The organism is Nocardia aurea (assembly GCF_003123685.1).
Taxonomy (GTDB): domain Bacteria; phylum Actinomycetota; class Actinomycetes; order Mycobacteriales; family Mycobacteriaceae; genus Nocardia; species Nocardia aurea.
On record NZ_QCYJ01000021.1, the window covers coordinates 199676 to 220009 of the forward strand.

19 protein-coding genes are annotated in these 20334 nt (G+C 67.9%); 12 read left to right on the plus strand and 7 right to left on the minus strand.

Features of this window, described 5'->3' with window-relative positions; genetic code table 11:
* Positions 1 to 6: 6 nt before the first annotated feature.
* Positions 7 to 1017, minus strand: coding sequence for a polysaccharide deacetylase family protein (locus DAT37_RS08535; protein WP_232839593.1), 1011 nt, complete (start codon positions 1015 to 1017; stop codon positions 7 to 9).
* A 115-nt stretch (positions 1018 to 1132) separates the two neighbouring features.
* Here DAT37_RS08535 and DAT37_RS08540 point away from each other — a divergent pair, with 115 nt between their 5' ends.
* From DAT37_RS08540 to DAT37_RS08560, 5 genes are all read left to right on the plus strand, one after another.
* Positions 1133 to 2710: a putative glycoside hydrolase gene (locus tag DAT37_RS08540; RefSeq protein ID WP_232839594.1), complete on the plus strand. Its 1578-nt coding sequence runs from the start codon at positions 1133 to 1135 to the stop codon at positions 2708 to 2710.
* A 125-nt stretch (positions 2711 to 2835) separates the two neighbouring features.
* Complete coding sequence (locus DAT37_RS08545) at positions 2836 to 3849, plus strand: crotonase/enoyl-CoA hydratase family protein (RefSeq protein WP_109524165.1); 1014 nt, start codon at positions 2836 to 2838, stop codon at positions 3847 to 3849.
* 135 nt (positions 3850 to 3984) lie between these two features.
* Entirely contained in the window at positions 3985 to 5394 is a 1410-nt protein-coding gene (locus DAT37_RS08550; protein ID WP_109524166.1) for an amidase, read from the plus strand.
* 184 nt (positions 5395 to 5578) lie between these two features.
* Positions 5579 to 7513, plus strand: coding sequence for an MFS transporter (locus DAT37_RS08555; RefSeq protein ID WP_109524167.1), 1935 nt, complete (start codon positions 5579 to 5581; stop codon positions 7511 to 7513).
* Positions 7514 to 7577: 64 nt separating this feature from the next.
* Positions 7578 to 9116 carry a DHA2 family efflux MFS transporter permease subunit gene (locus DAT37_RS08560; protein ID WP_198654152.1) on the plus strand — a complete coding sequence of 513 codons (1539 nt, stop codon included), beginning with the start codon at positions 7578 to 7580 and terminating at the stop codon, positions 9114 to 9116.
* A gap of 116 nt (positions 9117 to 9232) precedes the next feature.
* On the opposite strand, the gene DAT37_RS08565 is transcribed toward DAT37_RS08560, so the two are convergent.
* Positions 9233 to 9664, minus strand: a complete 432-nt coding sequence (locus DAT37_RS08565) for a type II toxin-antitoxin system Rv0910 family toxin (RefSeq protein WP_109524168.1) — start codon at positions 9662 to 9664, stop codon at positions 9233 to 9235.
* Between the two features lie 165 nt (positions 9665 to 9829).
* Between DAT37_RS08565 and DAT37_RS08570 the strand changes: the two genes are divergently transcribed.
* The 6 genes from DAT37_RS08570 to DAT37_RS08595 all read left to right on the plus strand — a co-directional run bounded on the left by DAT37_RS08570 (position 9830) and on the right by DAT37_RS08595 (position 14952).
* The gene (locus DAT37_RS08570) at positions 9830 to 10381 is read left to right on the plus strand and encodes a YceI family protein (protein ID WP_109524169.1); all 552 of its coding nucleotides are present in this window, start codon (positions 9830 to 9832) and stop codon (positions 10379 to 10381) included.
* 532 nt (positions 10382 to 10913) lie between these two features.
* On the plus strand, positions 10914 to 12347 hold the full coding sequence (locus DAT37_RS08575) for an ATP-binding protein (RefSeq protein ID WP_109524170.1): 1434 nt from the start codon (positions 10914 to 10916) through the stop codon (positions 12345 to 12347).
* On the plus strand, positions 12347 to 12778 hold the full coding sequence (locus DAT37_RS08580; protein ID WP_109524171.1) for a roadblock/LC7 domain-containing protein: 432 nt from the start codon (positions 12347 to 12349) through the stop codon (positions 12776 to 12778). The genes DAT37_RS08575 and DAT37_RS08580 overlap by 1 nt, the downstream gene beginning before the upstream one ends.
* Positions 12775 to 13125: a DUF742 domain-containing protein gene (locus tag DAT37_RS08585; protein ID WP_109524172.1), complete on the plus strand. Its 351-nt coding sequence runs from the start codon at positions 12775 to 12777 to the stop codon at positions 13123 to 13125. Before DAT37_RS08580 ends, DAT37_RS08585 begins: the two co-directional genes overlap by 4 nt.
* On the plus strand, positions 13100 to 13705 hold the full coding sequence (locus DAT37_RS08590; protein WP_109524173.1) for a GTP-binding protein: 606 nt from the start codon (positions 13100 to 13102) through the stop codon (positions 13703 to 13705). Before DAT37_RS08585 ends, DAT37_RS08590 begins: the two co-directional genes overlap by 26 nt.
* A 29-nt stretch (positions 13706 to 13734) precedes the next feature.
* Positions 13735 to 14952, plus strand: a complete 1218-nt coding sequence (locus DAT37_RS08595; protein WP_232839595.1) for a cytochrome P450 — start codon at positions 13735 to 13737, stop codon at positions 14950 to 14952.
* Between the two features lie 46 nt (positions 14953 to 14998).
* Here the strand turns inward: DAT37_RS08595 and DAT37_RS08600 are convergent, their stop codons facing one another.
* From DAT37_RS08600 to DAT37_RS08610, 3 genes are all read right to left on the minus strand, one after another.
* A complete protein-coding gene (locus DAT37_RS08600) occupies positions 14999 to 15379 on the minus strand; it encodes a DUF1304 domain-containing protein (RefSeq protein WP_109524175.1) in 381 nt (126 codons plus the stop codon).
* 109 nt (positions 15380 to 15488) lie between these two features.
* Positions 15489 to 16724 carry an MFS transporter gene (locus tag DAT37_RS08605; protein ID WP_109524176.1) on the minus strand — a complete coding sequence of 412 codons (1236 nt, stop codon included), beginning with the start codon at positions 16722 to 16724 and terminating at the stop codon, positions 15489 to 15491.
* Complete coding sequence (locus DAT37_RS08610; protein WP_109524177.1) at positions 16724 to 17365, minus strand: GntR family transcriptional regulator; 642 nt, start codon at positions 17363 to 17365, stop codon at positions 16724 to 16726. Before DAT37_RS08610 ends, DAT37_RS08605 begins: the two co-directional genes overlap by 1 nt.
* Positions 17366 to 17471: 106 nt before the next feature.
* Between DAT37_RS08610 and DAT37_RS08615 the strand changes: the two genes are divergently transcribed.
* A complete protein-coding gene (locus DAT37_RS08615; protein ID WP_109524482.1) occupies positions 17472 to 17927 on the plus strand; it encodes a DoxX family protein in 456 nt (151 codons plus the stop codon).
* Here the strand turns inward: DAT37_RS08615 and glpK are convergent.
* Together glpK and DAT37_RS08625 are read right to left on the minus strand one after the other, a co-directional pair.
* Positions 17904 to 19460, minus strand: a complete 1557-nt coding sequence (gene glpK / locus DAT37_RS08620) for a glycerol kinase GlpK (protein WP_109524178.1) — start codon at positions 19458 to 19460, stop codon at positions 17904 to 17906. The genes DAT37_RS08615 and glpK overlap by 24 nt on opposite strands.
* Positions 19457 to 20275, minus strand: coding sequence for an IclR family transcriptional regulator (locus DAT37_RS08625; protein ID WP_232839596.1), 819 nt, complete (start codon positions 20273 to 20275; stop codon positions 19457 to 19459). The genes glpK and DAT37_RS08625 overlap by 4 nt, the downstream gene beginning before the upstream one ends.
* Positions 20276 to 20334: the final 59 nt, after the last annotated feature.

The following is a 20334-nucleotide window of genomic DNA, read 5'->3' on the forward strand; positions in this document are numbered from 1 at the left end:
CGGGGCTCAGTACGGTGTCGCCCGGCTCGACCACCGGGCGGCGAGTTCCCCGGCCCGTGCGGTGGGAAACGAGATCCCGGCCGGATCGCCGTCGGAGGTGTAGCGGCGCTCCGGACTCTCGGCGAGCCGATCGAGCCAGTACGCGGAATCGAAATCGACCTCGCCCCGACCGGATCTGATCCGCGGCACCGCGACCGGGTCCACCGGCCCGAACGGCGACGGCGCGGGCCCGGCCCCGACCAGCATCACGGCCTCGAAGGAGTACGAGGTCCCCGCCCAGCTGCCCTGCCGGGCCAGCGACCGATCGGCGGGAGCGAGACCGAACGGCAGCGCCATGGTGCGCACCCGGACACCGGAAACCTCGATCGCACGGACGTTCTCGGCGAGTTCACGCTGCACGCCGTCACCGTCGAGGCGGGCCAGGGCGGCGTGACCGGCGGTGTGCGCGCCGATTTCGTAGCCGTGCGCCGCGAGCCAGGTCAACGCGGGAGCGCCGAGGGTGAACGGGTCGTCGTTGACGTAGAGCGTCGCGGTGGGGCGGAAATCGGGACGGCTCGCGCCGAATTCCTCGAGAATGCCGATCGCGCACTCCGGCGTCGGCCGCCCGTCCGGTGCGAAGGCGAATTGGCTGACGGTGGAATCGTCGAAGGTGAGAACAACCGGGTGGGTGCCCGCGGGAATATCGATGCGGCCGGAAATGTAATCGGCGGCGGTCACCGGGCGATATCCCTCCCGGTACAGCCGGTCGAGTTCGGCGCGGAATTCCTCGGGGGTCTGATCGTATTCGCCCGCCGGATTCGCGGTCACCTGGTGGTACATGAGGATCGGCACCGCGCCCAGTTCGTTCGCGGCGATCCGGGCCGGGTCGACGAACGTCGGCGCAGGTCCGGTGACGGTCATCGAGACCTGTTGTTCGGGAGCGGCTTCGGGAGTGGGCGCGGTCGCGCATCCAGCGACCGCCGCGACCAGCAGCGACATCAGGATGGATCGTATTCCGGGGATCGTTCGCACCACCATCGGGGTGACGGTACCCGCCGGATGAATTTCGTTCGCGGGATATTCGCGAAAACCACGACGCGACCGAATATGCCGGGGATAGTGGGAACACTCGGTACGAAAGTTGGTGTGGGCGTTGTTGGAAAGTGTCCGGCAGCCGGGCCGTCGGCGGCTGGTGTCGGTGGCGATCGCGGTCGTGTCCTCGGTGGTGATCGCCTCGGTGATAGTCGGAATGAGAAGCGAATCCGACGGGCTCACGGTGACCGGGCTGCCGGAAGGGATCGTCGGGGCCGCGCAGCTGAGCGCCCTGGAATTCCGGGTGGACACGCGAGGACACGACGCGAAGCAACTGCGTCTGGAACTCGACGGTGCCCCGGTCACGGGCACGGTCGACGGCGATGCCGTCGTCTTCCGTCCCGGCCCGCTCGCCGACGGGGAACACCGGTTCGGCGCGCAGATCCCGCGCGGCGGACCGTCCGGCTGGTTGCGCCCGGGCCCGGCGTCCGTCGAGACCTTCACCGTCGACACCGCCGCTCCCCGGGTGGAACTGGCCCCGACCGCGCCCGTGCGTTCCTATCGCGAGCCGGTGACGGTGCGCGGCAGGATCATCGGCGCGCAGCGTGCCTCGATCGGGTCCGAGCCGGTACCGCTCGCCCCCGACGGCACATTCGACATCACCCTGCCGCGCGCGCCGGTGCGCGCGGAACTGGTCGCGCTGGACGCGGCGGGGAATTCGACCACCGTTCCCCTCGCCGCCGCGGCCGCGGTTCCCCGGATCAGGGCCGTGCACGTCACGGCGCACGCCTGGTCGCACGAGGGGCTGCGCGAGGATGTCCTCGAACTGGCGCGGTCCGGGCGCATCGACACCGTCCAACTCGATATCAAGGACGAGGACGGCGTGGTCGGCTACGACTCCCAGGTGCCGCTGGCACGGGAATCCGGCGCCGTCGAGGCGATCTACGACGCGTCGTCGGCCCTGCGCGTGCTGCACGACATGGGCCTGCGCGTGGTGGGCCGGATCGTCGCGTTCCGGGATCCGGCCGTCGCCGAATGGGCGTGGCACGCGGGCCGACCGGACTGGGTGATCCAGAATCCGGGCGGTCAGCCGTACTCGAGCAAGTACGGTCCGATCGCCTTCACCAATTTCGCGCATCCCGAGATCCGCCGCTACAACATCGATCTCGCGGTCGAAGCGGCGCGGCTGGGCTTCGACGAGATCATGTACGACTACATCCGACGCCCGGACGGCCCGGAATCGTCGATGGTGTTCCCCGGCGCCACGGTCGACGCCGCCGTCTCCATCGCGGATTTCCTGGGGGAGAGCCGCGGCCCGGTGCACGACGCGGGCGCCTTCCAGAGCGCGGCGGTCTTCGGCATCGCCTCGACCCGGCCGCAGCAGATCGCCCAGGACATCCCGTTGATGGCGCGGCAGGTGGATTACGTCGCGCCGATGCTGTATCCGTCGCATTGGAACGCGGGGGAGTACGGCGTCGCCGACCCGAACGGGCAGCCCTACGACATCATCTTCCGATCACTCGACGACTTCCGCAGGCAGACCGAGGGAACCGGCGCGAAAGTCGTTCCGTGGCTCCAGGATTTCAGTCTCGGAGTGAACTACGGACCCGCCGAGGTCCAGGCGCAGATCGACGCCTGCGCCGCCGCGGGTATCGACAGCTACTTCCTGTGGAGCCCGAACGTCCGCTACCACCTCTAGCGCCGCCGCCCACAGCTCGAATTCGGCCGTGGCGGCGGGGCCGGTCATCGCCTCGTGGAGCGCGTGGACCAGACTTCGACCCGTCGAGTATCCCCCTGTCTAGTCCGGGTACGAAAGGAAAACCAGTGACAGACAACCGATTCCAGGCGGGCTCCCGCCCCGCGGCGTGGTACGAGAACTGGACCGAGACACCGGATTCGCGCTGGCACGACCGCGCGCAGCCGGAATCGGAACGCACCTACCCGACTCTCACCTACGAGGTCGACGGCCGGATCGCGCGCATCACCTTCGACCGGCCCGAGCAGGGCAACGCGATCACCCCGGATACCCCACGCGACCTGGCGCACGCGGTGGAACGGGCCGATCTGGATCCGCGCGTGCATGTCATCCTGCTGTCGGGGCGCGGCAAGGGCTTCTGCGGCGGCTACGACCTGAGCATGTTCGCGGAGAATTCCTTCCGGATCGCCGACCCCGCCGACGACGTCACCGGGACCGTGGTCGATCCGGTCGTGCAGGGCCGCAATCACGATCCCGCCGCGACCTGGGATCCGATGGTCGACTACGCCATGATGAGTCGGTTCAACCGTGGTTTCGCCAGCCTGCTGCGCGCCGACAAACCGACCGTGGCCAAACTGCACGGTTTCGCCGTCGCGGGCGGCAGCGACATCGCCCTGTTCGCCGACCAGATCATCTGCGCCGACGATACGAAGATCGGTTATCCGCCGACCCGCGTGTGGGGTATCCCGGCCGCCGGGATGTGGGCGCATCGCCTGGGCGATCAGCGTGCCAAGCGGCTGCTGTTCACCGGTGACTGCCTCACCGGCAAGCAGGCCGTGGAATGGGGTCTCGCCGTCGAGTCCTGGCCCGCCGACGAACTCGACGAGCGCACCGAAGCGCTGGTCGCGCGCATCGCGCGGATGCCGGTCAACCAGCTCATGATGGCGAAACTCGCGCTCAACTCGGCCCTGTACTCCCAGGGCGTGCTCAATTCCGGGATGATCTCGACCGTCTTCGACGGCATCTCCCGCCACACCTCGGAGGGCTACGCCTTTCAGACTCGGGCGGCCACCGTCGGTTTCCGCGAGGCCGTGCGCGAACGCGACGAACCGTTCGGCGATCAGAAACGTTCCCGTTCGTGAGCGTGGCCGACGTTCACATATCTCCGCGATATGGCGATATACGTCGGTAGGCTCGCCTGACCGGTCGCCGACCGTGAGGCGACGCGCGTTCCCGGTCGAATCGGATCGATCACACGAATGTGAGAAGCAGGACGGATGGATATTCACGAGGTTGCGGGTTCGGGCATCGGCGAGCAGCGCGAATTGTTGGACAGCGGCGCCGTCTCGGTGACCGAACTCGTCGAGGCGACACTCGAGCGGATCGACAGGGCGAGCGAACTCGGCGCCTTCATCCGGGTGCTGCGCGAACAGGCGCGAGCCGAAGCGGCCGCCCGCGACCGGCAGCGTCTCGACGGTGCGGAACTCGGTCCGCTGCACGGTATTCCGGTTGCCGTGAAGGACGAGATCGACGTGGCCGGGGTGGTCACGACGTTCGGTACCCGCGCCAATCGCACCCCGGCCGCGGCCGACGCCGAGATGGTGCGGCGACTGCGCGCGGCGGGGGCCGTCATCATCGGCAAGACCGCGATGCCGGAATTCGGCCAGTGGCCGTTCACCGAGTCCAGCACGTACGGGATGACCCGCAATCCGTGGGATCCGAGCCGTTCGACGGGTGGTTCGAGCGGCGGGTCGGCGGCCGCGGTGGCCGCAGGGCTGGTCCCGGTCGCCCTCGGCGGCGACGGCGGCGGTTCGATTCGGATTCCGGCCGCCTGCTGTGGCCTGTTCGGGCTGAAACCGCAGCGCGGCCGGGTGCCGGTGGCGCCGCACGAGCACCTGTGGTGGGCGCTCGGCGTGGCGGGACCGTTGACGAGGAGTGTGCTCGATTCCGCGATCGTCTACGACGTCATCCGCGGCGGGGCCCCCGCCGACCGGTTCGGCGCCCCCGACCCGATCATGTCGTTCGAGGAGGCCGCGCGCCGAACCGATCGGGTGCTGCGCATCGGATACAGCACGCGCTCGCCGGTGCCGATGGTGAAACTCGATCCGGAGCACCGGAGGGCGGTGGAGGAGACGGCCGCGCTGCTGGCCGGGCTCGGCCATACCGTCTTCGAGGTCGACCCCGACTATCCCGATCCGACGCCCGCGTTCTTCCCGCAGTTCTTCGGCGGTGTTCGCGCCGAGGCCGAATCGGTCGAGCACCCGGAACTGCTCGAACGACGGACCAGGGAGACCCTGCGACTCGGGGCGTGGGCGCGGCGCGGCGTGGTGGAGCGGGCGATCCGCCGGGGCGAGGCGCTCACCCGCAAGGTCGATCGGATCTTCGAAGAATGCGATCTGCTGCTGACACCCACGCTCGCGATCCGGCCGCCCGCGGTCGGTGTGCTCGACGGTCTCGGTAGTGTCCGGGCCCAGCTCGCGGCGATTCCGATGGTCGCCTACACCGGTTTGTGGAATGTCACCGGTAATCCCGCCGCCTCGGTGCCCACCGGGGTCGCCGCGGACGGGCTGCCGCTGTCGGTCCAGCTGATCGGCCCGGCCAACGGTGAGACCACGATTCTCTCGGCGGCGGCGCAGTTGGAGCGGGAACGTCCGCAGGCGCGTGCGCCGTACCGGATTCCCGGCTGATTTCGGGGACGAATGCCCTGGTGGGGGCCTCGCGCGGGGGCGGATGCCGCCGAACCGGACAACCCTGCGCAAACAGTGATGTGCATCACGTCGTCTCGGTAGCCTGATCCCACCCGGCTGCTCGTTCCTGAATCGCGGTGGTCCAGCTCGTGCGAGGTGCCGTGGCTAGAAAGGCACCTCGACCATGAGTTCTTCGTCGATACCAACCACCTCGCCGACCCTGCTGACCGGGCTCTGGCAGCGAAAACTCCCGCACTATCCGGACACTCCCGCCCGTTCCTGGTATCTGGCCGTCGTGGTGATCGCCTCGATCGCGCTGTACTACCAGCTGTTCGTCACCGGGGCCGTCGGCAACGAGCTGATCGACTACTTCGATCTGTCGTTCGCCTATTTCGTCTGGATATTCATCATCGGCGCCGCGTTCGGCGCGGTCGCGTCGGTGCTCGCCGGGCTGCTCGACCGATGGGGGCGAGCCAATATCGTCGCCTACGGCGTGGTGATCTGCTCGCTGCTGACGCTGTTCGCGGTGCCCGCGGTGACCACCAAGGAGGCCTACCTGGCCGTCTACATCCTGGTGAGCATCGTCGAGGGCGCGGTACTCGTGGCGACGCCCGCGTTGATCCGCGATTTCTCCCCGCAGCTGGGCCGGGCCTCGGCGATGGGGTTCTGGACGCTCGGACCGGTGATCGGCGCGCTGGTCACCACGGCGATCTCCACCCGCACCCTGGACGCGCATCCGGACTGGCAGTTCCACTACCGGGTCTGCGGCGTGATCAGCATGGTGATCGCGGTCGTCGCGGTGATCGGGCTGCGGGAGCTGAGTCCGCCGCTGCGCGATCAGATCATGGTGTCGCTACGCGACAAGGCGCTGATCGAGGCGCGCGCCCGCGGCCTGGACGTGAACGCGTTGGAACGTGACCAGTGGAAGCAGATGATGCGTCTGAACATCGTCGGCTCGGCGCTGGGCATCAGCCTGTTCCTGGCGTACTTCTACACGATCGTGTCGTTCCTGCCGGTGTACATGGCGACCAATTTCGGATTCAGTCCGTCCCAGGCCAACGCGCTCGGCAACTGGTACTGGGGTCCGAACGCCATCGCGCTCGTCCTGGCGGGAATCGCGTCGGACTACCTGAAGGTGCGCAAGCCGTTCATGATCGTGGGCGCGCTCATCAGCATCGTCGGCCTGTTCGTCTTCATCGGCTTCACCGACAAGCCGGACACGGGCTATTACACCTTCGCCGGGGTTTTCGTCGTCATCGCGGTCGGCACCGGCATCGCCTATTCGACCTGGATGGCGAGTTTCACCGAAACCGTCGAAGCGCGCAATCCGGCGGCCACCGTGGCAGGCCTCGCGGTATGGGGCGGCATCCTGCGCGGGGTGGTGACCCTGGTGCTGTTCGGGCTGCTGATCGTGGTGAACGCGGCGGGTCCGTTGGTGAACCACGGTCCGCGCCTGGGCGAGATCCAGGAGAAGTACGGCGCGGAGTTGGCCACCATCCAGACCGTGGGCACCGAAACCCTCGCCGCGTTGCAGAAGAACCCGGGCGATCAGGCCGCGCAGGTGCGGGCGCTCTCGGCGCTGAGCGGCGCCACACCGGAGCAGGTACAGGCCACGCTCGCGCTGAACGCGAAATACCCGCAGGAATTGCAGACCCTCCAGGCGATCCAGCCCGAGACGCAGGCGAAGTTGGCCGAGAATCCCACCGACGCCGCCGCCGGACTCGCGGCGGTCGGTCAGGTCTCGCAGAAGTTCGGCATCCCGGTGGACCAGGCGATCGCGCGACTGACCGCGACCCAGCAAATTCCGAGGGATCAGCTGGCGGTCGCCGCGACGGTGGGTCCGAAGGTGGCGACGGCGGCGTCGCAGTTGGCCGCCGTCGGCGGTATCGCACCCGACGACGCCGCCTACCTGGCCGAGTACGGTCCGGAAGTCGCTCAGGCCAAGGAGGATTCGCCCGCGCAGTGGGAACTCTGGTGGTGGATCTGCCTGCTGGCGCAGGTGACCTTCCTGCCGTTCGTCTTCGTCATGGCGGGACACTGGAGCCCGAGGAAGGCGGCCGCCGCGGCGAAGGAACACGACGAACTGGTCCAGAGCGAACTGGCGGCACTCACCCCCTAGGAGTTTCGCGATTTGCTTCGTCGCGGTACTGGTTCTTTTGCCGCCGAGGTGCCACTCTTAAGCGGTGACACTATCTCCGGATAAATCGCCGGGTCCCGATCCCGCCAGCGACAAGCTGGACGCGCGGGTGTACAAGGTTGCGGGCGTGGTCGTGCTCGGCGCGATCATGTCCATCCTCGACATCACGGTCGTGACCGTCGCGATCCCCACCTTCCAGGCTGAGTTCGACACCAGCTACGCCATCGCGGCGTGGTCGATGACCGGCTACACCCTGGCACTCGCGACGGTCATCCCGCTGACGGGATGGGCGGCCGACAGGTTCGGCACCAAGCGCCTCTACATCATGGCGCTGACGTTCTTCATACTCGGCTCGCTGCTGTGCAGTACGGCTTGGAATATCGAGTCGCTCATCGCCTTCCGAGTGCTCCAGGGCATCGGCGGCGGCATGCTGATGCCGCTCGGCATGACGATCATGACCCACGCGGCGGGGCCGCAGCGGGTCGGCCGGGTCATGGCCGTACTCGGTGTGCCGATGCTGCTCGGCCCGATCAGCGGGCCGATTCTCGGCGGCTGGCTGATCGACACGTTCAGCTGGCACTGGATCTTCCTCATCAACCTGCCGATCGGCGTGGTCGCGCTGATCCTCGCCTTCGTCGTCCTCGATTCCGACCGTCCGGAGCCGTCGGAATCCTTCGACTTCCTCGGTATGCTGCTGGCCTCGCCGGGTCTGGCGCTGTTCCTGTTCGGCGTCTCCTCGATCCCGGAACAGGGCACCATCGCCTCGGCCAGGGTGCTGATCCCCGCGCTGGTCGGCGTGACGCTGCTGATTCTGTTCGTGCTGCACGCGTTGCGCACCGAACATCCGCTGATCGATCTGCATCTGTTCCGCGACCGGGCGATGACCTTCGCGGTGCTCACCATGGTGCTGTTCGCGATCGCCTTCTTCGGCGCGGGTCTGCTACTGCCCAGCTACCTGCAACAGGTCAGGGGCGAGACCGCGCTCGCGGCCGGTCTGCTGATCGCGCCACAGGGCATCGGAGCGATGATCACCATGCCGATCGCGGGGCGGCTCGTCGACAAGATCGGCCCCGGCAAGATCGTGCTGACCGGCATCACCCTGATGACCATCGGCATGGCGTTCTTCACCCAGCTCGAGGCCGACACGGCGTATCCGATCATGATGGTCGCCCTGTTGATCATGGGCTTCGGCATGGGCTGCACGATGATGCCGACGATGACCGCGGCCATCCAGACGCTGACGCATTCGCAGGTCGCCCGGGGTACGACGTTGATGAACATCGTCAACCAGACCTCCGGCTCGATCGGTACCGCGATCATGTCGGTGGTGTTGACCAACCTGCTCCAGGACAAGCCGGACGCGGGGGCCGCGATCGCGTCGAATACCGACCCGTCCCTGGCCGCGAAACTGCCGCCGGGCACGATCGAGTCCGGTTTCGATCAGGCCGCCGACGCGTTCAGCTCGACCTATGTCGTCGCGGTGGTCGTGCTCGCGCTCACCCTGATCCCGGCGTTCTTCCTGCCGAGGACCAAGCCGAAGAATCCGGAACTCGCCGCGGATACGCCCGCGGCGATGATGCACTGATAGACGATGCGCTGAGATCGTCGGCGTATCCGCCGGTGTGAACGACCGAGATCCGGGTCGATGAACGTCTACCGACGTCACCGACCCGGATCTCGGCGTTTCGCGGGCGCTCGGGCTCAGCCGTAGAGCGCGACGAAACGTTGCAACGACCGCTCGATATCGCCTCGCACCGCCCGCGCCACGCCCGTGCCGATCGGTCCGAACAGCGGCGCTCCGCCGAGTGCGATGTCGACGGTGACCTCCGAGCCCGCCCCCTTCGGCGCGACCCGGAGTTCGAGGCCGAGCTTCGTGCCGCCCTTGCCCGCGCCGCTGAGCGCGAGTCGACGGGGCGGTTCCGCCGCGTCGACGGTCCAGGTCACCCGGTTGCGCAGACCTTTCACCGTGGCCACTCCGACGAGTTTCGTGCCCCTGGTCAATTCCGCGGGCACTTCGCCGCGCCACGCCTCGTGCATGGTCAGCCATTTGTCCAGATCGGCCAGGTTCGAGGTGTGCGCCCACGCCTGTTCCGGCGGAATCGGAACGTCGACGGAGACCTTCAGCTTTGCCATGCGCGCATGGTATCCGGTACCGCGGGTTTGGGTATTCGGCCGCGCGAAGGCCCGTTGCCATCCGCTGTGCCGTGCGTCACAGTGGAAATGTCTCGCCGTGCGGTTGCGTTATAAAGGTTGCCACATCAACCAAAATGCAGCGACAGCACAGCAGAGGAGCGCTCCATGACCGCCGGAACCACGACCGCCCTGTCCGCGGGTACCTGGGTCATCGACCCCGCCCATTCGCTCGTCGGTTTCTCCGTCCGCCACCTGATGGTGAGCAAGGTGCGCGGCCGATTCACCGATTTCTCGGGCAAACTCGTCATCGGCGAGGACGGTTCGGCCTCGGCCGAGGCCGAGATCCGGATCGACTCGGTGACCACCGACAATCCTCAGCGCGACGCCCATCTGCGCACGGCCGATTTCTTCCACGCCGAGCAGTTCCCGGTCGCGAGTTTCGCCTCGACCGGCTTCCGGGTGAAGGGCGACGCCTTCGTCGTCGACGGAGACTTCACCTTCCACGGTGTGACCAAGCCCGTCTCGCTCGAGGTGGAATTCCTCGGCGTGAATCCGGGCATGGGCAACGGACCCGTCGCCGGTTTCGAGGCCACCACCGTGGTCAGCCGTCGTGATTTCGGCGTGGATATCGATATGCCACTGCCGGACGGTGGCGGCGTCGTGGTCGGTGACAAGATCACCCTCTCCCTCGAGGTGGAAGTCGGCCTCCAGAGCTGACCCACCCGTGCACGCGTATCCCGGCCGGGGTTCACCGAATTCGGTGAACCCCGGCCGATTGCTTTGTGTTCGCGGTGGGTAAGGGCGGAGATGTTTCCGTTCGGACGCGTGATCCGCACCGGCTCAACTTCTTTGCGTCTCATGGTTACGTCGTGCGTTCGCGAGGTTGCTGCTAGGGTGGGCGGGTCGTCGGGTTCCGGGCTGTGCGGGAGCGCTCCGTTCAGTTGGCGATCGATTGTCTGATCGCCTGTCCCACAGGCACTGTGGGTCGGGGCTCGACCGGCGATGACCCGCGCCGCCCGGTCGCCGCTACGGGATTCGGGACCTCCGATGGTGAACGGTGAGGTGACCCGATCGCGGTGGTGTATCGAGGTGGTCATCGTGATCGGCAATATGTGTTCGGCAAATATGTATTGGGCAGACGTTCGGAAGGTGAGACGGAGTTCGGTGGCAGCAGGCTGTGGGATTCGACGCGGACCATAGGCAACTGGTTCTCGGGGGGAGGTTGAACCTGTCGACGACGAGAGAACTGATGAATGTGGATATCGCCGTAGTACTGCCATGGATCCTCGCCCTTGCACTCGTGCTCGCGGTGGCGGGGTTTTCGGTCAATACCGGAAGACGCCAGAGAGCCCGGATCGACGAGCTCGCGGCGAGACAGAGCGCGTACGAGGACGCACTGGAGGCGTTCGCGGTCAAGACCCTACCCGCGGTGACCGAAGCGGTGCGGCGGTTCGAGCCCTCCGCTCCCGCCGTGGGAATTCCTGTGGGACTGGAGAATTCGCGACTGGCGCAGGGGCTGCGCTGGATCGGCGAACGATTCGACGAGGATCTGCGTCGGGTGCAGACCGAGACCCGCGAGATGATCGCGCACGAGGCCGAGGAACAGGCCAGGCTGGTCATCAAGCACACCGAGTCCACGGTGCGATCGGAGGTCGCCACCTCCGCCCGTGAGGCGACCAGTGGCGCGGTGCGCTCCTTCGGCACCTCGGTGGTGAGTCTCGGCGCCGACGTGAGCCAGGTCGTGAGTGCCGCGCTGCGCGAACATCGCGACGACGAGGTCTACGCGACGCTCACCAGGATCGACCACACCGTGCAGCAGATGATCCGTCAGGCGCAGTCCTACGTGATCGTCTGCGGTGGCCTGCCGGGACGGCGCTGGCCCGCGCAGTCGCTGACCGACGTGGTCGGCGGCGCGGTCGGCCGTGTGCGCGACTACCTGCGCGTCCGGCCGAATCAACTCGACCGGGTCGTCATCAGCCGTGCGGTGGAACCGCTGGTCCATACGCTCGCGACGTTGCTCGACAACGCGTTGCGGTATTCGCCGCCAACCTCTTTCGTCGACGTCAGCTTCCAGACCGGCCATCACGGCGTCACCGTCATCATCGACGACGCCGGTGTGCGGATGAACTCCGAGCAGATGGAGGAGGCCAGGCAGATCCTCGCGAACGAGCGCCCGGTCGACATCCACCAGCTCGGCCCGGCCCCCAAGGTCGGCTTCCCCGGTATCGCGGCCTTGGCGCGACGCTACGGATTCACCGTCTACATCGATGGGCCGAACGCCTACGGCGGTATGCGCGCCATGGTGTACGTGCCCGAGGCCCTGCTCGCCGCGCCGACCAGGTCCGACGAACCCCCCGCGCCCGCCGAACCCGAACCGCAGGTACTCGAACCGGCCCTCGTGCCGGCCGCCGCGGAACCGGCCAGTGAGGAGAGCGAATTCGCCGTGCACGACATCACCAGCGGTGGTCTCCCGAAGCGGCGACGCCGCACGGTCGCGTCCGCCTCGTCGGCCCGGCCACGTACTGCCCGATCCGATACCGCGACGGCGTCGGGACCCGCTCGACCGGATATCGCCGCAGCATGGCAATCGGGTTCCAAGAGCGGCCGCGCCGCCGCGGACGACAACCCCGCGACCGCTCCGAACAGCATCGCGACCGAACACCCGGAAGGGACGACACCCTGATGAGCACACCGAACACGGCCGCGACCGATAACAGCAACAAGCTGGGGTGGTTACTCGAGGATCTGAACGTCCCCGGGGTGCGATTCGCGGTGCTGCTTTCCGACGACGGACTACGGATCGCGCACTCGGCGGGTATCACCCGCGACAACGCCGAACGGTTCTCGGCGGCGGCGTCCGGCCTGCGCTCACTGGGTAAGGCCCTCGGCGAGTTCTGCGGTGGACCGGAGACCAATCTGCGGCAGGCGATGACCGAATACGACGACGGGATGATCTTCATCACCGCGGCGGGCGAGGGTGCGCTGCTCGGGGTTTCGACCACCGGGGAGATCGACGTCAGTCTCATCGCCCACCGCATGAACGAGTTGGCGGCCAGAGTCGGTCACGAGCTAGGCAGCATGTCGCAGCGGAGAGCCGATAGCGACCGGCGATGACCAGATCCCGACGCGATCCCGACCTGGTGCGCGCCTACGTGCGCACCGGCGGGCGCTTGCGCCCGACCCGCGAACTGGATCTGGTCACCCTGGTCATCGCGAAATCCGATCCGACGCCCGGCGCCGCGCCGGACGTCGTTCGGGTGATGAACCTGTGCAGCAGGCGCGGCGCACTGTCCGTCGCCGAGATCGCGGCCTATCTGGATCTCCCACCGTCGGTGGTGAAGATCCTGGTCGCCGACCTGATGGACAGCGAGCATCTGGTCACACCGACCCCGGCCGAGAATCTGCCGGAGATCGCCCTGTTGGAGGAGGTACTCAATGGGCTCCGTGCTCTCCCGGCCTGAGCGCGCTGTCGACTACGTACCGGAGACGGTGACACGCTCGGTCAAACTGTTGGTAGCGGGCAATTTCGGGGTCGGAAAGACGACGTTCGTCAGCAGCGTGTCGGAGATCAAACCGCTGCGTACCGAGGAGACCATCACCGAGGCCAGTGTCGGCATCGACGACATGGTCGGTCTGCCCGGCAAGGTGAACACCACCGTCGCCATGGATTTCGGGCGGATCACCCTGAATCCGCAACTGGCGCTGTACCTGTTCGGCACGCCCGGACAGCAGCGGTTCGTGCCCCTGTGGGAGGAATTGGCGCGGGGCGCGCTCGGCGCGCTCGTCCTGGTCGACACCCGCCGGATCGAGAAGGCCGACGAGGTGCTGTCGGTTCTCGAGGAGCGCGGGGTGCCGTATTCGGTCGCCGTCAACCGATTCGAGGGCGCGCAGAGCTATCCGCTCGACGAGATCAGGGACGCACTCGACCTGACCGCCGACACCCCGTTGACCGCGCTCGATGCCCGACATCGCGGCACCTGTCTACAGTCGTTGATCACCCTGGTCGAATTCCTGTTCCATCGCGTGGAGACTCGTCGTTGACCCTTTCCTCTGTACCCGGGCGTTGCCCGGTGCCCCACGGATCGCCGATCGATACCGACGGCCCGCGGGTTTCTCTGTTCGACCCGGAATTCGCGCAGGATCCGCACGGCGCCTATGACCGGATGCGCGCGCGTTACGGTTCACTGGCCCCCGTCGAGCTCGCTCCGGGTGTGCCCGCCACCTTGGTGATCGGCTATCACACCGCCGTACGCATCCTCAACGATCCCGAGCATTTCCCCGCCGACCCCCGTACCTGGCAGCGTGACATCCCGGGGGAGTGTCCGGTGCTGCCTATGCTGGAGTGGCGACCGAATGCCCTGCGCAGTGCGGGCGCCGAGCACACCCGCTACCGGCAGGCCAATGTCGAGGCCATCGCGGCCCTGGATCTGCACGCGCTGCACGCGGTGGTCGAGCAGATCGCCCTTCCGCTGATCAACGGGTTCTGCGGGGACGGCGCCGCGGATCTGATCAGCCAGTACGCCTTTCCGCTCGCGTTCGCGGTGCTCAACGAGATGCTCGGTTGCCCGCCCGATATCGGGCAGCAGGTGGCCACCGGCATGGCGGCGATCTTCGACGGCGTGAACGCGGCGAAGGGCAATGTGATGCTCGCCGACGCGCTGCTGGAACTGACCGCGCGCAAACGCCGTGAGCCCGCCGACGACATCACCTCCCGGCTCATCGCCCATCGGGCCGGTCTCGACGACGTCGAGATGGTCCACCAGCTCGCCACGCTCTACGGCGCGGGCATCGAGACGCAACAGAATCTGATCGTGCACACGGTGCTGCTGATGCTCACCGACGAACGTTTCAGCGGCGGCATCCTCGGCGGCAGTCTGTCCACCCGGGACGCGATCGACGAGGTGCTGTTCAACGATCCGCCGATGGCGAATTACTGTGTCACCTACCCGCGTCAGCCGATCCTCATCGATGAGGCCTGGTTACCCGCCCATCAACCCGTCGTCGTCAGCATGACCGCGTGCAACAACGATCCGGCGATCACGACGCGGCGCGAGTTCTCCGACAATCGGTCGCACCTGTCGTGGGGTGTCGGCCCGCACGCCTGCCCCGCGCGTTCGCTGGCGTACCTGGTCGTGCAGGACGCCATCGACCAGTTGCTCGACGCCCTGCCCGAACTGAGTCTCGCGGTGGCGGCCGAGGAGTTGATGTGGCGACCGGGACCGTTCCATCGCGCCCTGGTCTCGCTGCCGGTCAACTTTCCGAAATCGACTCCGCTGTACGGGAATTGATGGATCGGCCGCGGCGCCGGTAGATATCGGACGCCGCGGTCGACGGTCAGAGTTGGGTGAGCGAGGCGAGCAGGGCGAGCGCGGGGATGGTGCCCTGCGACGCGGCGGCCTTGACCATGCGGCGGTCGGTGGCGAGCAGGACGAGGGCGGCCAGGACCATCGATCCGCACCCCATGACGATCAGCGCCCAGCCCGCGGCCTCGACCGAGCGGACGAGCAGGGCGCCGACGAATGTCCCGACGGCCAGGAACAGATTGTAGAAGCCCTGGTTGAAGGCCCACGGGCGGACGGCGGCGACGTCGGTGTCCGCCACCCCGAAGATGCCGCGATGCACCTGGGGGAGGCCGAATCGCAGCGTCTCCAGGGTGAAGATGTAGACGTGGAGGACGGCGGCGAGAATCGCCAGGATCTGCACGATCGCGAGCAAGGGAACTCCTCTGGTGAACACGGCGGATTCGGTGCTGGGAGAACGGTAGCGCCGTGTCGGTCCACCGTGGCGCGCCGCGCCGTTTTCTACCGTGGCGCGCCGTTTTCGACTACCGCCGAGCCTCGTCGGCGACGTAATCGCGCGCGACCAGTGCCAGACAGGCCGCCGCCGCGAGCGCGCCCGCGGCGGACATCACGGGGTAGCCGAGCCCCGCGGACCGGTGCAGCCAGGCCAGCAGCGCGGGGATCCCGAATCCGAGGTAGGACACGGAGTAGAACACCGCGGTCAGCCCGGCGAGATCGTCCGGGCGCGCGATCCGTTCGATCTCCTGGAGACCGGCGACCATGCCGATGCCGTAGCCCGCGCCCAGCACCACCGCGGTGAGGATCGTCGCCCACATGGTCAGCAGGTGCGAGGCGAACACCGCCGACACCATGCCGCACACCACGAGTGACAGCGACACCACCGCGGCACGGGCGGTGCCGGGCCGGTCGATTCGGCGCGCGACGGACTGGATCGCGAAACCACAGCTCAGTGTGATCACGGTGATCAGGGCTGAGAACGCGATGGACGCGCCGTGCACCCGGGGCGCCATCAGGGTCGGCATGACGGCGTAGGCGGTGGCCGCCGAGGCGAAAAGCCACGCGGCCACCGGCAACACCACCCGGGCGAAACGCGGGTGGCTGCCCGCCGGAATCCGCAGGTCGTCACGTAGACGCCCCGGATCAGCCCGCGGCACCACCGTTTCCGTGGCACGCGAAACCCGGACGGCCGCGACCGCGCACAGCGCCACATTGATCAGGTACGCCAGGGAGTGCGGCCACGGCGCCCATTGCGCCAGCACTCCGGCCACACCGGCGCCGACCGCGAAACCGCCGGTCAGGCTCATCGCCGAACGTCGGGCTCCCTTGCCGGAGCGGTGATCCGGGGCGAACGGCGGTTGCGACAGTTCCTCGAGCCAGCTGCTGCCCACCGCCATGGCGAGTCCGAGCGCGACACCGCACAGAATCCGTCCCGCCGAGAGCATCGGCACCGAATCCGCACCGCAGGCCAACAGCAGCGAACCCGTGGCCGCGATGACCGGAGCCGGTCGCATGAGCGGTTTGCGCCCGTACCGGTCCGACAGCGGCCCGCCGATCAGCAGCGCGGGCACGATGCCGAGCACGTATTGGAACAGCAGCAGGTCGACCGTCGTGACCGCGAGCCCGTTCGCCTTGTACATCACCAGTAGCGGCGTGAATTCGTTACCGCCCCAGGCGATCGCGAACATCGAGGCCGCGACGGCCCGCCACTGCCGCGTCGACGTCGCGACGGCGGGGGAGCGTAGATCGGTGAGCGTCGCCATCACAGGCCCGACAGTGATAGTCGGTGCACCGTGGACAGGTGCGCGACGAGTGCGGTGGCGAAACCGTCCGCGTCGCCCGCCTCGATCAGATCCGCGAGTTCCGCGTGCTGTTCGATGATCGCCGCCATATCGGTGGCGCCCCGGTGCAGCGCGAGGCTGTTCATCCGGCGCTGCCGTTCGCGCAGTGAGTCGTAGAACCCGGCCAGCAGCGGGTTGTCGGCGGCGACCACGTAGGTGCGATGGAAGTCGGTGTCCTCCAGCGCGAATCGTTCGCGGTCACCGGCCTCGGCGTCGGCTCGCTGTCGGTCCGGCGAGGCGCGTAGCGCGGCGATCAGCGCGGTGCGGTCGCGCACGGCCACCGCGCGCACCGCCGCCACTTCGACGACGTAGCGCGCGTGCGCGACATGTTCGGCTTCCGCGACGGGGATCGGCACGACGAGGGCACCGCGCTTGGGGTAGAGCCGCATCCAGCCCTCGGTCTCCAGTCGCAGGAAGGCCTCCCGCACCGGTGTGCGCGACATGCCGAGATCGCTCGCGACCTCACCTTCGCTGATCAGCTCACCGCCCGGCAGAACGCCGGTCAGAATCCGCTCCTTGACCTCGCGATAGGCATGATCAGCTGATGAGTACGTCTTAGACACAAGTTGCATTCTAGATTTCCGCCCGTCGTACGGCCGGACCGGGGTGCGCCATGGATCCATCGCCAACAACTTGATCGTGCACAATGTTTCTGGAACGATCATCGACATGAGCACCCCGGTGACATCGGATCGAACATCGTCCTCCCGCTCGGTCGGGGTGATTCGCGTGATCGCCCGCCTGTGGCTCGGCGCGAGTCTCACCTTCGCCGGAATCAGCCATCTCAGCTTTTCCCGTCAGGAATTTCGCGCTCAGGTACCCGCGTGGGTTCCGGTCGACGAGGATCTGGTGGTACTCGCTTCGGGCGTCGTCGAGATCGTGCTCGGTCTGGCCCTGCTCTTCGCCGTCCGTCGGTGGCGGCCGATCGTCGGTGTCGTCGTCGCCGTGTTCTTCGTCGCGGTCTTTCCCGGCAATATCGGCCAGTGGCGCGAGCACGTGGACGCCTTCGGGCTCGACAGCGACGGTAAACGGTTCACCCGGTTGTTCTTTCAGCCCGTCCTGATCGCGATCGCACTGTGGTCGACCGGCGGCTGGTCCTGGCTACGTGACCGATTCCGGCGATGACGGCGGTCGGGTCACCGGGTCGTGCCAGTTGTAGGTGAGTTCGGCCGCCCGCGACCACTGCCGGTATTCGTACTCGCGCCGATCGGCGGCGGCCGTGGGCTGCCAGCGCGCCGCGGTGTGGCGATTGCGACGCAGGCCCGTCATATCGGGCCACAGTCCCACCGCGAGTCCGGCGGCGTAGGCGGCACCGCGCGACACGGTCTCGGAGAAGAGCGGACGTTCCACCGGAATGCCGAGTGCGTCCGAGATCTGCTGCATGAGCAGGTGATTGGAGGTCATGCCGCCGTCCACGCGGAGTTCGGCGAGCGCGTGACCGGAATCGGCGTTCATGGCGTCGACCACCTCCCTGGTCTGCCAGGCGGTCGCCTCCAGCACGGCCCGCGCCAGATGCCCCCTGGTGATGTAGGAGGTGAGTCCCGCGATGACACCGCGCGCCTCGGCCCGCCACCGTGGCGCGAACAGGCCGGAGAACGCGGGAACCACGTAGCAGCCGCCGTTGTCGGCGACGGTGGCGGCGAGGGTCTCGATCTCCGGGGCGGCGTCGATCAGGCCGAGACGGTCACGGAGCCACTGCACCAGGGTTCCGGTCGCGACCATGGAACCCTCCAGCGCGTACCTCGCCGGTTCGTCGCCGATGCGGAAGCCGACGGTCGTCAGCAGACCGTGGGTCGAATACACCGGTTCGGCACCGGTATTGGCCAGTAGGAAACTGCCGGTGCCGTAGGTGCATTTCGCCTCGCCCGCTTCGAAACAGGTCTGTCCGAACAGGGCGGCCTGCTGATCGCCGAGGGCGGCGGCGATCGGGATGCCGTTCGGCGCGATCGCGGTGTGCCCGTAGATCTCGGCGTTGGAGCGGATTTCGGGAAGCATCGCCCGCGGCACGCCGAAGAAGGCGAGCAGATGGTCGTCCCAGTCCAGGGTGCGCAGATTCATCAGCATGGTGCGCCCGGCATTGGTGACATCGGTGACGTGCACGCCGCCGTCCGCGCCACCGGTCAGGTTCCAGATCAACCAGCTGTCCATGGTGCCGAACAGGATGTGGCCGCGTTCGGCCCGTTCCCGTAGGCGCTCGTCCCGGTCGAGCATCCAGCGAATCCTGGGGGCGGCGAAATAGCCGAGCAGCGGCAGCCCCGACCGCCGCGTCACCTCGGCGGCCCCGGCCGAACCCGCCAGCCGGGTGACCAGGTCCTCGGTGCGGGTGTCCTGCCACACGATGGCATTACCCACCGGGACGCCGGTGCGGCGGTCCCACAGCACCGTCGTCTCGCGCTGGTTGGCGATCCCGATCGAGACCACCTGCGCCGGGGTGATCCCGGCCGCGCCGATCACCCGCCCGATCGAGGCCTCGACATGCCCGCGGATCTCGGTGGCGTCGTGTTCGACCCGCCCCGCCGCCGGATACAGCTGCCGGTGTTCACGCTGGACGATCGAAACCTGTTGGCCGGTGGCGTCGTAGAGGATCGCGCGGCTGGAGGTGGTGCCCTGGTCGATCGCCATGACGAAGCGCCCGGTGCTCGCGGTGGCCGCCCTCATCGGGATCCGGGCCGTGCGGCGGTCAGATCGCGCGAAATCCCCGCGGCGGCGGCGGCGACCAGTTCGATCAGACCCGGTCGCGGCACGGTTCCGCGTTCGGTGATCCGGTCGATCGTCCCGACCAGCCCGATCGCCCCGACCACCCGTCCGCCCGCGTCCCGGATCGGTGCGGCCACCGAGGCCCGCTCGGAGGAGAACTCACCGATATCGGTGGCGTGGCCACGCCCTCGCACCCCCGTCACCTCGGCGGACAGCGCGCGCGGCGCGACGAGGGTGCGACGGGTGAACGCGGGCAGCGTCGCACCCGCGCCGCGCTCGGTGAGTCCGGGGGTGTACGCCAGCAGCACCTTGCCCAGCGCCGTGGCGTGCAGCGGCAGTTCGGTGCCGACGCGCAGGGTCTGCGCGGTGTCGTCCGGGCGGAAGACGTGATGCGCGATCCGTACGCACGTCCCGTGCAGCGCCCCGATGCGGACCGATTCCGCCGAACGCGCGGCGAGCGCGTCGGCCCGGTTCATCGAGTAGGACCGCAGCACATTCGTATCCAGGGGCCGGGAGGCGAGCCCGAGGGCGACGGCGCCGACCCGATATTTCCCCGACCCCGCTTCCTGCTCGATATACCCGACCCGCACCAGGGTGCGGAGCAGACCGTGCGCGGTGGTCTTCGGGAGATCCAGCGCGGCCGCCAACTCGCCGACGCCGATGCCGAACGGGGCCTCGGCCACCACGTTCATGATGGCGGCGGCCCGTTCGATGGATTGGATCGGCCCGGGCACGGTGTCCACTGTAGCGGCCGCGATGTCGATACCGTTCGACATTGTCGAACGGTATCGCTTGCCCGCGCTCGGCGGAGTGCCTACTTTCGGGTACGGCTCGC